This window comes from Apibacter muscae (assembly GCF_007845595.1).
GTDB lineage: Bacteria > Bacteroidota > Bacteroidia > Flavobacteriales > Weeksellaceae > Apibacter > Apibacter muscae.
In genome coordinates this window covers 303,504-316,496 of sequence record NZ_SELI01000015.1, presented here as the reverse complement: position 1 = coordinate 316,496, position 12,993 = coordinate 303,504, and the positions used below count along the sequence as shown (strand labels likewise).

General features: G+C 32.2%; 15 protein-coding genes. 14 read left to right on the top strand and 1 reads right to left on the bottom strand.

What is annotated here, in order from left to right; all coding sequences use genetic code 11:
* Positions 1 to 2 precede the first annotated feature (2 nt).
* The 14 genes from ETU10_RS02490 to ETU10_RS02430 all read left to right on the top strand — a co-directional run bounded on the left by ETU10_RS02490 (position 3) and on the right by ETU10_RS02430 (position 10,599).
* A complete protein-coding gene (locus ETU10_RS02490; RefSeq protein WP_146309630.1) occupies positions 3 to 935 on the top strand; it encodes a protein BatD in 933 nt (310 codons plus the stop codon).
* Positions 919 to 1,926, top strand: a complete 1,008-nt coding sequence (locus ETU10_RS02485) for a vWA domain-containing protein (protein WP_317129693.1) — start codon at positions 919 to 921, stop codon at positions 1,924 to 1,926. The genes ETU10_RS02490 and ETU10_RS02485 overlap by 17 nt, the downstream gene beginning before the upstream one ends.
* Before the next feature lie 11 nt (positions 1,927 to 1,937).
* Positions 1,938 to 2,951: a VWA domain-containing protein gene (locus ETU10_RS02480; protein ID WP_146309628.1), complete on the top strand. Its 1,014-nt coding sequence runs from the start codon at positions 1,938 to 1,940 to the stop codon at positions 2,949 to 2,951.
* Positions 2,952 to 2,969: 18 nt separating this feature from the next.
* The gene (locus tag ETU10_RS02475) at positions 2,970 to 3,797 is read left to right on the top strand and encodes a tetratricopeptide repeat protein (protein ID WP_146309626.1); all 828 of its coding nucleotides are present in this window, start codon (positions 2,970 to 2,972) and stop codon (positions 3,795 to 3,797) included.
* Positions 3,791 to 5,563, top strand: a complete 1,773-nt coding sequence (locus ETU10_RS02470) for a BatD family protein (protein ID WP_146309623.1) — start codon at positions 3,791 to 3,793, stop codon at positions 5,561 to 5,563. Before ETU10_RS02475 ends, ETU10_RS02470 begins: the two co-directional genes overlap by 7 nt.
* An 86-nt stretch (positions 5,564 to 5,649) precedes the next feature.
* On the top strand, positions 5,650 to 5,829 hold the full coding sequence (locus ETU10_RS02465) for a hypothetical protein (RefSeq protein WP_146309621.1): 180 nt from the start codon (positions 5,650 to 5,652) through the stop codon (positions 5,827 to 5,829).
* 171 nt (positions 5,830 to 6,000) lie between these two features.
* A complete protein-coding gene (locus tag ETU10_RS02460; RefSeq protein ID WP_146309619.1) occupies positions 6,001 to 6,552 on the top strand; it encodes a LysM peptidoglycan-binding domain-containing protein in 552 nt (183 codons plus the stop codon).
* A gap of 220 nt (positions 6,553 to 6,772) precedes the next feature.
* Positions 6,773 to 7,027: a hypothetical protein gene (locus ETU10_RS02455; RefSeq protein ID WP_146309617.1), complete on the top strand. Its 255-nt coding sequence runs from the start codon at positions 6,773 to 6,775 to the stop codon at positions 7,025 to 7,027.
* A 216-nt stretch (positions 7,028 to 7,243) separates the two neighbouring features.
* On the top strand, positions 7,244 to 8,104 hold the full coding sequence (locus tag ETU10_RS02450; RefSeq protein ID WP_146309615.1) for a hypothetical protein: 861 nt from the start codon (positions 7,244 to 7,246) through the stop codon (positions 8,102 to 8,104).
* A 43-nt stretch (positions 8,105 to 8,147) separates the two neighbouring features.
* Positions 8,148 to 8,402, top strand: a complete 255-nt coding sequence (locus ETU10_RS02445; protein ID WP_146309613.1) for a hypothetical protein — start codon at positions 8,148 to 8,150, stop codon at positions 8,400 to 8,402.
* A 15-nt stretch (positions 8,403 to 8,417) separates the two neighbouring features.
* Positions 8,418 to 8,777 (top strand): hypothetical protein, encoded by a 360-nt coding sequence (locus ETU10_RS02440; RefSeq protein ID WP_146309611.1) that lies wholly within the window; start codon positions 8,418 to 8,420, stop codon positions 8,775 to 8,777.
* Positions 8,778 to 8,977: 200 nt separating this feature from the next.
* Positions 8,978 to 9,685, top strand: coding sequence for a hypothetical protein (locus tag ETU10_RS02435; protein WP_146309610.1), 708 nt, complete (start codon positions 8,978 to 8,980; stop codon positions 9,683 to 9,685).
* A gap of 158 nt (positions 9,686 to 9,843) precedes the next feature.
* Positions 9,844 to 10,011 (top strand): hypothetical protein, encoded by a 168-nt coding sequence (locus ETU10_RS11125; protein WP_185145040.1) that lies wholly within the window; start codon positions 9,844 to 9,846, stop codon positions 10,009 to 10,011.
* 9 nt (positions 10,012 to 10,020) lie between these two features.
* Positions 10,021 to 10,599 (top strand): hypothetical protein, encoded by a 579-nt coding sequence (locus tag ETU10_RS02430; protein WP_146309608.1) that lies wholly within the window; start codon positions 10,021 to 10,023, stop codon positions 10,597 to 10,599.
* A gap of 116 nt (positions 10,600 to 10,715) precedes the next feature.
* Here ETU10_RS02430 and ETU10_RS02425 read toward each other — a convergent pair whose 3' ends face one another.
* The gene (locus ETU10_RS02425; protein ID WP_146309606.1) at positions 10,716 to 12,908 is read right to left on the bottom strand and encodes a glutamine synthetase III family protein; all 2,193 of its coding nucleotides are present in this window, start codon (positions 12,906 to 12,908) and stop codon (positions 10,716 to 10,718) included.
* Positions 12,909 to 12,993: the final 85 nt, after the last annotated feature.

The following is a 12,993-nucleotide window of genomic DNA, read 5'->3' as shown; positions in this document are numbered from 1 at the left end:
CTATGAGGTTAATCGTAGTCATATTCTGTTTTTTCCTTTTTTCAATATTTGCGAATTCTCAAAATCCGCTAACATCTTCAATATCCTCGAAGAAAATTAAGTACGGGGAGGAAGTGGTTTTAAAATTAGAAGTTAAAGCAAGTAAAAACGAGGCTATAGTATTTCCTGAAATTAAAGATACACTTAGCTATCATTTAGAAATACTTGAAAATAAAAGGGATACCTTATTCAAAGAAGGAATTTATACTTACATAGATAGCATTAAATTCTCAGCATACGAACCAGGAATTTTTACTGTCCCCTCTCAGAAAGTTCAAATCAATTCTAAAGAATATTTTTCCCCTGAATATAAACTTATTATTGATTCTATGGTGGTGGATTCAACGAAGCAACCTTTGTATGATATTTACCCTATTGTTCAAGAACCTAAAATATTCCAAGATTATGTAAAACAATATTGGGTTTATATACTCATGGCTTTCATTATGATTGTTGTAATCTTAATAGTTATGGTTCTCTATTTTATTGAAAACAAGAAGAAAAAAATAAGTGGAGATAAAATTTTACATCCATATAAACTTGCGTTAAATAAATTAAATAAGCTTGAAAAATCAGACTACTTAAGTAAAGGTTTAAGTAAAAAATATTATTCCGAAATGGTATTGATATTAAAAGAATATTTAGAGCAAAGATCGGGGATTGGAGCAACACAATTATTTTCGGAAGATTTGATTCTTTATTTAGAAAAGAATTTTAGAATTAAAGAGGAACAGAAAAATGATTTAAAAAATATTTTTCAAGCGGCAGATTTAGCAAAGTTTGCCAAATCAAAACCTACAATAGAAGAGACTATACAGCATACCCAGATGGCTAAAAATTTTATAAGTGAGACTAATATGGAATTTTTAAAGGACAAAGATGATTATGCTTACTAATATGGAATTTGCCAATTCCTGGGTTTTAATTTTATTGTTAATAGTTCCTTTATTTACTTTTCTTAAGTATAGGAAGAGGAAAAAGCAAAATACTATTTTTATTCCTAATTTATCAAAATTTTCTAGGGAAAAGACTTCCATTGAAAAATTAAGACCTGTATGCTTTTGGTTAAGATTATGTACGATCTTTTTATTAATAGTCGCATTGGCAAGACCCAGAAAAGTTCATGTATCTGAAGCTTTAAATAAGAATAAAGGGATTGATATAATGTTAACGGTGGATGTATCTATAAGCATGCTGGCCAAAGATTTAGATCCGGATCGTCTAACTGCATTAAAAAGAGTAGCCATAAATTTTGTAAAAAACCGACCGGTGGATAGAATAGGTTTAATAGCTTATGCTGGGGAAGCATTAACCTTGGTTCCATTAACCATTGATAGAAATATTTTAATTGAGCAGATGGAAGCATTACAAACACAAACTTTAGAAGGAGATACTGCTATTGGGGTAGGTTTAGCAACAGCGGTCAGTCACTTAAAAGAAAGTAAAACAAAATCTAAAGTTGTTATATTAATGACGGATGGAGTTGATAATGATGGATTTATAAAGCCTTTAATGGCTGCAGACATAGCAAAAAAATACGGGATTAAAGTTTATACCATTGGAGTAGGGTCGAATGGATTAGCTTTATATCCAACTAGTATGAATCCTTATTCCGGTGAAATATTTTTTGAACAACAAAAAGTAGAAATAGACGAAGATTTATTAAAAGAAATAGCCCAAAAAACAGGAGGAGAATATTTTAGAGCTACAGATGCACAAAGTCTTCAAGACATTTACGATCAGATCAATCGATTGGAAAAATCAGAGATTAACAATAAGAAACATTATAACTACACTGAAAAATATAGATTATTTTTAATACCCGCATTTATAATTTTATTAATCGAGTTATTATTAAGAGGGTTTGTTTTTAAATCAATTGCTTAAAATAGATTAAGATGGGCTGGGAATTTGAGAAAACATCATATTTTTATTTATTATTGATAATCCCTGTTTTAATAGGTAGAATACTTTATTTATACCAATGGAAAACTAAATCTATCAATAGATGGGTAGAGCCTAAACTAAGGCAACGAATCTTAGGAAAACTAAATCTAAAAAAATTTATCATAGATAATATACTTATCACTTTTGTAATGCTTTTGCTTATGGTAGGATTAGTTAATGTAATAGGAGGGATAGAAAAAAAAGAAATAAAAAGGGAAGGCATAGATGTAGTATTTGTGATTGATGTCTCTAAATCCATGGATGCCCAAGATATCATTCCTTCAAGAATTGAAAAAGCAAAAAAAATATTAGATGATATTTTAACCGGTTTGGACGGTGGAAGGGTAGGCATTGTCATTTTTGCCGGACATTCTTATTCAGTCATGCCATTGTCCAACGATTATGCAGCTGCTGAACTGTATTTAAACAGTGTAGATACTGGACTCATCACCCAACAAGGGACTAACATTGCAGATGCGATTTTAGAAACCTCTAAAATGTTATCAGATGTTTCTAATACTTCCAAAGCCATTGTGCTGGTATCCGACGGAGAAATTCATGAAGGAGAATTGAGTTTATCTATACAGTCAGCAAAGAAAGAAAAAATTACCATTTTTTCAATAGGAATAGGTACTACCCAAGGAGCGCCTATCCCTATGCATACTACAGGTAACGATTTGGATTTTAAAAAAGATAGAAACGGAGAAATAGTACTAACGAAATTAGACGATAATTCTTTGAAAAAATTAGCCTCTGAAACGGGTGGAGCATACTTTCATGGGGACTATTCCTCCAGTGAAATTTCAAAAGAAGTTCTAAAGTCCATTGACTCGTTAAAGAAAAAAGAGCAATCGTCAAGTTATACCTATGATCATAAACAATATTTTCAAATATTTATTAGTATTGCACTAATTTTATTAATTATTGTTTCTTTAACAAATTATAAAAATGATTTTAACATATAATAAAGTACATTTGTTTTAATGTTTTCAAAAATAAAATTAATATTAGTTTTAATTATTATTTTTTCTTCGTCTTTTAGTTTGTTTTCTCAAAATAAATCAAGGAAATATAGGCTGGAGGGTAACCAAGCCTATGAAAAAAAATTTTATGACGAAGCAGCCGCTAATTATTTGCGAGCCATTCAAGAGGGCGATAATTCTTACAAGTCCAATTTTAATTTAGGCAATGCTCTTTTTAAATTACAAAAATATCAAGATGCGATACAGCAATACGAAAAATCAATTAAATTTACCGAGAATAAAATAGAAAAATCAAGAGCATATTTTAATATTGGAGATGCCTATTACCAAAAAAAACAATATCAGAAGGCGGCAGATAGTTTTAAGCAGGCATTAAAATTAAACTCCATGGATGAGCGTGCTAGGTACAACTATGCTTTAGCGAAACAAAAACTAAAGAAAGAGAAAGAAAAGCAAGAGGAAAAGAACACTGGAGAAGGTCAGAACAACCAAAATCAAAAAGATACTCAAAGTTCTCCCAACCAACAAGAGAATCAAACACAAAATCCTTCTCAATCCCCAACGGCAGATAAGCCAAACCAAAAAGGGCAATCGGGAGGATTTCAGAATGATCAGAAAGGTCAGGGAAATGGAAAGCAAGACCAAGGAGAGAAAGAAAGAGATAACTATGCATCCCCCGAAAAAGAAGAAATTTTAGAAACAGCGCAAAATCAAGAATTTTACAACGGTATATTAGGCGCTATGCAAGAGCAGGAAAAAAGAGCACAGCAAAAAATTATCAATAAAAGAGTATCTCAACCCACAAGTAAAAAAGAGAAAGATTGGTAACAAAAAAATTCATATTATTCTTCTCTATACTATGGTTAAGTATAGTAGGTACTCAAGCGCAGATAACCTTTGAAGCGATTCCACAAAAAACGGTAGTCACTTATCAGGAGCCTGTTAAAATACAATATAGGCTTTCCATAACTCCCAGCAACAAAGAAGTAGGGAGAATGGATATACCCGCGTACACCAATGCGCAAATTATAGAAAGAAAAGCCAGTTCCAATATTTTTATAGAAAATGGGAATTCCACCATGGAATATGTAGAAGAAATAACCTTACTCCCCATTAAAGTAGGAAAACTAAATATAGAATCTGCTACAGTTTCCGTAGCAGGAAAAAAATACAAAACTAAATCTTTTCATATAAAGGTTAAAGAACAAACGGAAGATCAAGCCGATGATCATAAAGAACAGGAGAACCATTTACTCATTCTAAAAGTTTCTAACCTTTCTCCTTATGTAAATGAAGGAACGGTTGTTCAACTAAAATTTTATACTAAACAATTTGAATTATTAAATAGTTTAACCCATCTTACTCCACCAAATTTTAAAGGATGGTTTGTTCAACCCATAAAAGAAAAAAATAACAGCTATCAACAAGAAACCATCAATGGAGAAGCATACTTCTCCCGAGTAGTAGCCTCGTATGTAGTTTTTCCATCACAATCAGGAAATTTAGCCTTAGAACCATTTACACTAACCTTAGCACTCTCTAATAATTTTTTTGAGGAGTATGAAATAAATATAAAATCTAATCCTGTTCATTTATTCGTTAAAAGCCTACCTACAGGGGCTCCCAAGAATTTCTATGGATTGGTAGGTCAATTTACGATGAAAGCCACTACCGACAAAGTAAAACTAAATACGCACCAAGTAGCGAACTTAAAAGTAAGTGTTGCCGGAACCGGAAATTTATCGTTAGTAAAAATTCCTTCGGTTGGCGTACCCGAAGCCATAGAAGAATATAAACCTGTAATTAAACAACAATTTACACCTACCCTTCAAGGATTAAAAGGAACTTTGGAAGCTTCTTATGTACTCGTACCTCAAGAAGGAGGGAACTATCAATTAAAGGTAGAGCCTTTCAGTTACTTCGATCCGGTTGAAAGAAGATATAAGACAATAACTCCCGATCCTATAGAACTTAAAATAAGTTCTGAAAGTAAAAGAGTAAATAAAAAAAATAAAGACTCTTTGGTAGTAGAAGATAAGCCAGAGAAAAAAATGGAATTTTTAGATTACTCCCAAAATACTCAAGCCAAGCCAGAGGGGAATTCTGTAGTGGTAAATAAATCCTATATTCTTTATGGAGCTCTTTTAGCGGTTGTCCTTTTGGGGTTATTCCTATTTTTTATCTTAATAAAGAAGAAGAATTCTAAGAAAAATGTTTTTAATGAGGATCCTATAGATAAAGAAGATAAAAACCCTAAGACAGTTGAAAAAACGAAAGGAAAAAAGAATCAGGAACCGGCATTGTTTAAACTAAAAAAAATAGCCACCCGCGGGGAAGATAAAAATTCCTTTTATACAAGGATGGAGGAAATATTGCTGGAAGTGGTTAATGCTAATATAGACCAAGTTGGCCAACATCCTTCCCCTTTAGATTTAGAAGAAAAAGTAACTCAGATTTACGGAGAAGAATTGGCTGACGAATGGAAAGAACTATTATTGAAAAGTCAAATTGAAAGATATTCAAATCTCACGGATCAAGATTCCTTGTTAGAAATTTATGATAGAGTAGAAGAATTAATCCAAAAAATGACCTAGTTTTTAACGAGTTAGTTATTTCAAAAAGCTTTTTGTATCTTTGTAGAAATTAAAATCATCTTAAAATGAAGTATTTTTTGAACATTATGTTTGTACTGTTTATTGCAGTAATTATCTTCAACGCTTCTAAAATTAATTACAGCGTTTCACTTACTTCAGATCCCAATGATCAATTTTTTTACTCCGGTTTAGTTGCAGTGATTGGTATTCTGGTAGTTTTTATTGTTAGACAACTAAGAACTATTTTTCATAATCATAAAGCGTAAAAACAATTATAAAATATTAATAAATAAAAAAGGGCTATTATTATAGCCCTTTTTTAATTGATAATAAAAATTTGGTTTAATTTTTTATTCCATATAGAAAACAATTAGTAATTTTGTAGATAAAATAAAAAGTAATTCTTTTATTCAATTGATTATGATGCTATATCTACTATGGAATATGAAAAATACAAAGTTTCTCGAGGAGATACCTTAGAAAGCATTGCTAAAGAATTGAACCTTTCCGTAGCTCAACTCCGAGAGTTTCATAATCGGCATTGTGAGTTGCCATATCTCTTAGGTTCGGGGAAAATACCTTCTTCCGTAAAAGAAATCTTGTATCTACCCCTTCAGGAAATTGAAGAACAAGCCCAGCATAAAATTACCAATCAATCATTTTACCAATTAAGACTTAGACATCCAACCGCAGAACAAATCTATCAAGTAAAAATAAAATTTTTTGAGGAAGGAAAAGAAAATAGCCTTTCCTATATAATTAAAATTCTATGGTTGGAAAAAAACACAATAAAAATACATAGAGAAGAATTGTTTATAGATGGAAAAGAACCTAATTTTTTAGTAGATGAATTAGCGACTCAAATCTCTTCTGTATTATATCCCATGGAATTTTACTTAGATGCTCAAGGATGTTTTTACAAAGTAAAAAATCTTTCCCAAATTAAGGAGAGATGGAATCAATTAAAACCAATTAACCCTCTTTTATAAAATAGAAAAAACCGAATGGAAGGAACAAGCACGCAAAGCAGAAATTACTTTTAAACTCTTTAATTTTTCTAATACAACCCTTACCTATGCAACGGTTGCCCTTTCTACTACGCCTAATAATCTTACTATAAAGGTAAATGACTTTAATACCCTTACCTGTTTTATAGAAAAAAATAATGTACAAACTCCGCATAGCCGAAAAATTTGGACCAAATACAATTTGGAAAAATCAGCGGAAGGAGATAGCATTGTTCTACCGCTTACCTCCAAGTTAAGTACTTACAATGTAGCACCCTTATTTCAGTATATTTGGCCCGGAAGCACCCATTGCTATAAATATACCGAAGTACATATACATTCCTGTGCCTTTTATTCGGATACCTCCCAACCTACCTTAGCTCTCCATGTATACCCGGATATTAAATGGACATTAGAATTCTTTTTAAATTTAACCAATGATTTAAGTGTAAAATAGCAGAATTTTAATAAAGTACAGCACAAAGAATATCAGAAAAAAGCAGGAAAAATAGGAGCAGAAAAACGCTGGAAACAAAAAGAAGTTTCCTTTGGTTTTTCTTTAAAATCCGAATGGGATAAAAAAGGTAAAATTTTTAACCAAAACCAAGATCTAACCTATAGCTACGAAACCAAGTTTAAAAAATTATACGATCTTTTTTCTTCCCTTGGCTCCATGGCAGAAGGTATTACTTCTAAAACCAAAGGCTCGGTTCGTTCCATTTCCCCCAAAGGCATACCGGTTAGTTTTGCAGTACCCCCCCCCAATGTAAAACTGAGCGGTAGCTGGTATCTGGAAAGAGTACGAAACAAAGCCGGAAATACTGTGCTGGGCACCAGTGTAGATATAAATTTTAATGCCGACCCTCTATTAGGGCTGGAAATAACCATTGACCTATTGGGTACTATAGCCTTTGGAATAGGATCTATTGGAGGAGTAGGACCAGGTGTTTTAGAGTTATATAAACAAATTCAAGGTTTGTTAAAAAAAGGGGTTGATTTTGGAAATGACGAGGTTAAGTTTGCTGCCAATGTTGATATTTATATGGATTTAATAATTACCAATACCATCAAAACCGGCATTGGCTTTCAATTTAATACCGCCGGAAAACGAGAAGATGCTCTTACCAAAATAGAAGCCACCAATACCCTAAAAGTAGAGTTTAAGGTAGGGGTAAAAATAAAAGGAGAATTTGCGGTGGTTACTGTAAAAGCCGATGCCTATTTTGAAGCCTCTGGCAGTGGGGAAGCCTCCATTACCTTTGGGCATACCATCAATTACGATGACAAAGGTCTGTACTATCGCCCTCAGTTGGGGTTTGATGGATTAAATGCCAAATACATTATTTATGTAAGTGTAGGCTTAGCCATGAAAATAGCCAAGGACAAAAACAAGGTAGAAACCGAACGCAAAGGTAATCAATGGGAAATTGCCCGGGGAAATTATGATGATGTTATTCCTAAATTTGATGTTATAGAAGAATTAGAAACATTATTGAATATAGATGCGAACATACCATTAATTAAAAATAAATAAATAAATAAAAAAGTTATGTACCCTACTATTAAGTTGTTTACTAATGGTTTCCTGCCAATCCCAAACTGATTTGGAAGCTTTAAAATTTGGAACAGATATAAGCACACTATTGAATAAACTGGAAGATCAACATAAAGATTCCAATTATAATATTCCTCGCTATGGCTATTCCACTAAACAGTTAGACCACTTTACGATAGGTAACATAGCCTTGAATACTTATTCTTTTGATAATTATTATAATACCCGGGATAATGAACTTTATTTGGCAGTGGATAGCTATAAGAATAATCAATAAGTAGGTTTCTCCGCTTTGATCCAAGATCCTGAAAAAGAACAGGAGCTTACCGATTATTTTCTGTCCCAAATGGGAGAACCTATAAAAAAATATATAAATGAAAAAAAAGAAAAAGGTTACTTAGATGCCAAATATTTATGGGATGATCTTAAGAAGAATAGACTAGTATACATTTACCGACATCATACCAGAGATAAAAGAGGTAATACAGAAGAAGAAATCAGATTTGTAGGGACAATATTTCTAATAGTAGAGAGAGGTTTAATTTTTGTGCCTAATAAAGGTACTAATCCTGAAACAATAAAAAAATACTTAGAAGAAAATCCTAAAGGATTTGAAATGATTGAAGTACTAAAAAGCAGATTTCCCAATTAAAAAGAGAACGAATGAAAAAACTACTCAGCTTTCTGTTTTGCATTTTCCTGATGGTTTCCTGCCAGTCCCAGATTGATTGTAAGGTTTGAAATTTAGAATTTTTAAAAAGACATACCATACACTTATGAAGAAGAAGCAATATTTGTAGAACTAGATCAAATACCATTTGAAGAATTATATATATAATAAAAAAATAAGTTATGGGAAGAATAATTATTTATTTGATTCTAATTAGTTTAATGATAAGTTGCAAAGGTCAAAATTTAGATTTAGCTACAATAGATTTTAATAAATCTGCTGATAGATATTCTTTAGAAACATTTAATTTTTTTGAAAAAGAAGAACAAAAAGGACATTGGAAAATAAATCATATAAAAGATAGTATCTCTTTAAAGTTAGAAGATAATGGGGAAAGAGTGATAAACTATAGTTATATAGGAGATGATAATGCAGCTAAAAATATTAATTATGAAAAATTATTAATTGATCCAATCTTAGGGGTATCAATATCAGTTTATGATAATAGAGTAGTATATATGGGTGTAAATATACAACATGAAGAAACATTTAAGCTATTAACATATCTATTAGAAAAATTAGGTAACCCTACAGAAATTATTGAAAATACTACAACTGCTATTTCAGAAGAAGGTTGGAATTTATTAGAAAAAAATATACCTCAGTATGTAAAACAAGGAAAATCAGATTGGGCAAGCGATATTGTTTATTATCCGCAATATTTTATTTGGGTAAAAGATGGGATAATTTATCAATTAACCTTAATGCCTGTTGCTCAATTTGTAAGTAATAATTTAGTTATCATAAGTAAAAAAGCAATAAAAGATAGGATTATCTTAGGCTACCATGTGGGAGACAGAGATATCTTATTAGGTAAATATTTAAAATAAAAAAGGAATAATATATTGCAACCTTTTTATCTAGTAGATTTTACTTATTCTATATGAAATTTTGAAATTACTATTCTAGAGAGCTTTAATATGCTTATTCTAAGAAAGAGAAAAAATGAAAAAGATAAAAAACAAATAAGATGAAAAAATTATATTATATGCTTGATTTTAGCGCGTTTCAATGCTTTTTTCAAATCCGTGTAAATGATGTCGAAATCTTTTCTTTTAATGTAGAAGGACAAACCTCTATAGATATACCTATAAATCAGGGTATTTTAGAAAGTGGAGAATGTACGGTAGAAGTTAAAGTATTTCCTCTGCAATGAAAAACCGAATTGCATGAAAAGGCATATGCTAAATATAAAGTAACAGTATTTGATTTGAGTTCCGGAGACTTTGTTTTTGTAGAACAATTCGAAGAACAAAGAACTCCACCGGCACAAAAAGCAATTCCTTTCACTCAGGTTTCCAGTTTATTTCAAGCAGAAGTTCCCTATAAAATAGACGCTTGGCAAAATGGAATAAACCTAAAAGACGTTAACTTTAACCTGAAAGAAAAACTACTACAAGAATATCAAAAAATTTTAAATAGAATAGCAGAGAAACAATATTCTGAAATTGAAGAACTATATAGGAAAAAGGAAGAAAATACAGCCACGGTTATGTATTTGAATGAAGAAAAAAAGAAAGAAAGAATGTCAAAGCTTTTCAATGATTTTTCCTCCGGGTTTGAGCCCGTTCCTTTATCAAAAGATTCTTTTGTTGAATATTCAGCCTATGGAAAAAGAGTATGTTTAAAAAATTTAGATGGGCTTTCCGCACTTAGGCTGGAAAATAAAGAAACTCAAGAGGACTTGGTTTTAGATATTGCTTTCTACATACCTAAAGGAAAAACAGAATTTGAGGTTATATGAACGATATTGAGCGAGCTAACCTAGCAATCGATTTACAAGGTTTTAGAATATAAAAAAAACCCGAAAATTTTCGGGTTTTTTCAGTAGTTAGGTAGATAAGCAAACCCCACGGTTGTTTATCGTATAGTAAATAATAACTCTCTATACTTAGTCAAAGGCCACATTTCATTATCAATTAGCATTTCTAAAGCATCGGAATGTTCCCGAATTACAGAAAAAATAGGTTTCACTCGGTTGCAGAAAGCTTCGGCTTGTTTCTGTGGGTTTTCAATTTCAATGGCTTTGTCTCTTTCTGTGAAAAGTTGATCTACATGACTTTTAATTTCAGTAATATGCAAAGATATTTCTTTGATTAAATTCAGTTGTTCCGAGCACATATTCTTCATCTCATTTTCTCCAAAGATCTCCTTAATTCCTTTGGCGTTTTCAATTAATTTAGACTGGTAATCAACAGCCACAGGGACCACATGGTTTCTAGCAATATCCCCTAATACTTTAGCTTCAATAGAAATCATTTTAGAATATTTTTCTAATTTGATGTCATTTCGTGCCTCAATTTCTTTAGAACTTAAAACGCCAAGAGCTTCAAAAGGTTCCATTAAATTTTTTTCAAGTTCTAACTTTAAAGCCTCGGGCGTGGTCTTTTTATTTTTTAACCCTCTTTTTTCCGCTTCTTTTACCCAATCGTCGCTATATCCATCTCCTTCAAATAAAATGTTACGGGAAGCTTTAATATAATCTCTTAAAATATTGAAGATTGCTTCATCTTTTTTTAACCCTTTTCCAACCAAGGCATCCACTTCTTTTTTAAACTTTATAAGCTGGTAAGCCATAATGGTGTTTAAAACGGTCATAGGTTCCCCGCAATTGGCTTGGGAACCTACAGCGCGGAATTCGAATTTATTTCCTGTAAAGGCAAAAGGGGAAGTTCTGTTTCTATCTGTATTGTCCAGTAATAGTTCTGGGATTTTTCCAACAATGTTTAACTTTAAATCGGTTTTTTCATCTGGAGATAATTTTCCTTGTGTTACCTTCTCCAATTCGTCCAATACGGCAGTTAATTGGCTACCAATAAAAATTGAGATAATGGCAGGTGGAGCTTCGTTGGCTCCCAAGCGGTGATCGTTTCCAGCTGTAGCAATGGAAGTTCTTAGTAAGTCTGCATAATCATGTACCGCTTTAATGGTATTGATAAAGAAAGTAAGGAATTGTAAATTTTTCTTCGGATTTTTACCCGGACTTAGCAAATTTTCTCCAGTGTCTGTAGACAGTGACCAGTTGTTATGTTTCCCGCTACCGTTCACCCCTTCAAAAGGTTTTTCATGGAATAAAATATTTAAACCGTGTCTTCTGCTTACTTTTTTCATCACATCCATAAGCAATGAATTATGATCTACGGCTAGGTTAGCTTCTTCAAACAAAGGAGCCAATTCAAACTGATTAGGAGCCACCTCGTTGTGTCGAGTCGTGGTTGGTATGCCTAATTTTATACAGTCTATTTCCAATTCTTTCATAAAATTACGAACTCGGGTAGGAATAGATCCAAAATAATGATCCTCTAGTTGCTGTCCTTTGGCAGGGGCATGTCCCAAGAGAGTTCTACCGGTAAGCACCAAGTCTGGACGTGTTTGATACAAAGAAGAATCTACTAAAAAATATTCTTGCTCCCAACCCAGAGTAGAAGAAACTTTGGTTACATTTTTATCAAAATAAGATTGGCAAACGGCTGTTGCTGCTTCATCAACGGCTTGTAAAGCTCTTAATAAAGGGGTTTTATAATCCAGTGTTTCGCCTGTGTACGAAACAAAGACGGAAGGAATACACAAAGTTGTATCTATAACAAAAGCAGGTGAGGTAGGATCCCAAGCGGTATATCCTCTAGCTTCAAAAGTATTTCTAATTCCACCATTAGGGAAACTTGACGCGTCTGGTTCTTGTTGGATCAACAAAGAACCACTAAAACGTTCTATGGCTCTACCCTCTCCAATAGGGCTAAAAAATGAATCGTGTTTTTCAGCGGTTTCTCCCGTTAACGGTTGAAACCAATGTGTATAATGTGTAGCACCCTTAGACATAGCCCAATCCTTCATAGCGACAGCTACTTGATCGGCAATTTCTCGGGTAATTTTTTTCCCATATTTCATCGCATCAGAAATGCTTTGATATGCTTCTTTAGTTAAATATTCTCTCATTGTAGATTCGGAGAAAACATGTTCACAATACAATTCAGAAAGCTTTTTAGGGATTTCAATACGTCTAGGTTGTAAATAAGGGAGTTTTTTTAGTGCGTAAAATCTTAATTTTGACATTTCAGTGTATTTGTATAGACAAATATAAAAAATATATATAAAATAATCGGTAGTCCCCTAGATTTTTAGGGGGGGTAAGAAAATA

Bases quoted from the DNA above. Each gene is read 5' to 3' on its own strand.
- ETU10_RS02480 (WP_146309628.1), top strand. From the start codon at position 1,938: ATGGGCTGGGAATTTGAGAAAACATCATATTTTTATTTATTATTGATA.
- ETU10_RS02490 (WP_146309630.1), top strand. From the start codon at position 3: ATGAGGTTAATCGTAGTCATATTCTGTTTTTTCCTTTTTTCAATATTT.
- ETU10_RS11125 (WP_185145040.1), top strand. From the start codon at position 9,844: ATGCTTGATTTTAGCGCGTTTCAATGCTTTTTTCAAATCCGTGTAAAT.
- ETU10_RS02435 (WP_146309610.1), top strand. From the start codon at position 8,978: ATGGGAAGAATAATTATTTATTTGATTCTAATTAGTTTAATGATAAGT.
- ETU10_RS02445 (WP_146309613.1), top strand. From the start codon at position 8,148: ATGGTTTCCTGCCAATCCCAAACTGATTTGGAAGCTTTAAAATTTGGA.
- ETU10_RS02465 (WP_146309621.1), top strand. From the start codon at position 5,650: ATGTTTGTACTGTTTATTGCAGTAATTATCTTCAACGCTTCTAAAATT.
- ETU10_RS02450 (WP_146309615.1), top strand. From the start codon at position 7,244: ATGGCAGAAGGTATTACTTCTAAAACCAAAGGCTCGGTTCGTTCCATT.
- ETU10_RS02475 (WP_146309626.1), top strand. From the start codon at position 2,970: ATGTTTTCAAAAATAAAATTAATATTAGTTTTAATTATTATTTTTTCT.
- ETU10_RS02425 (WP_146309606.1), bottom strand. From the start codon at position 12,908: ATGTCAAAATTAAGATTTTACGCACTAAAAAAACTCCCTTATTTACAA.
- ETU10_RS02485 (WP_317129693.1), top strand. From the start codon at position 919: ATGATTATGCTTACTAATATGGAATTTGCCAATTCCTGGGTTTTAATT.
- ETU10_RS02460 (WP_146309619.1), top strand. From the start codon at position 6,001: ATGGAATATGAAAAATACAAAGTTTCTCGAGGAGATACCTTAGAAAGC.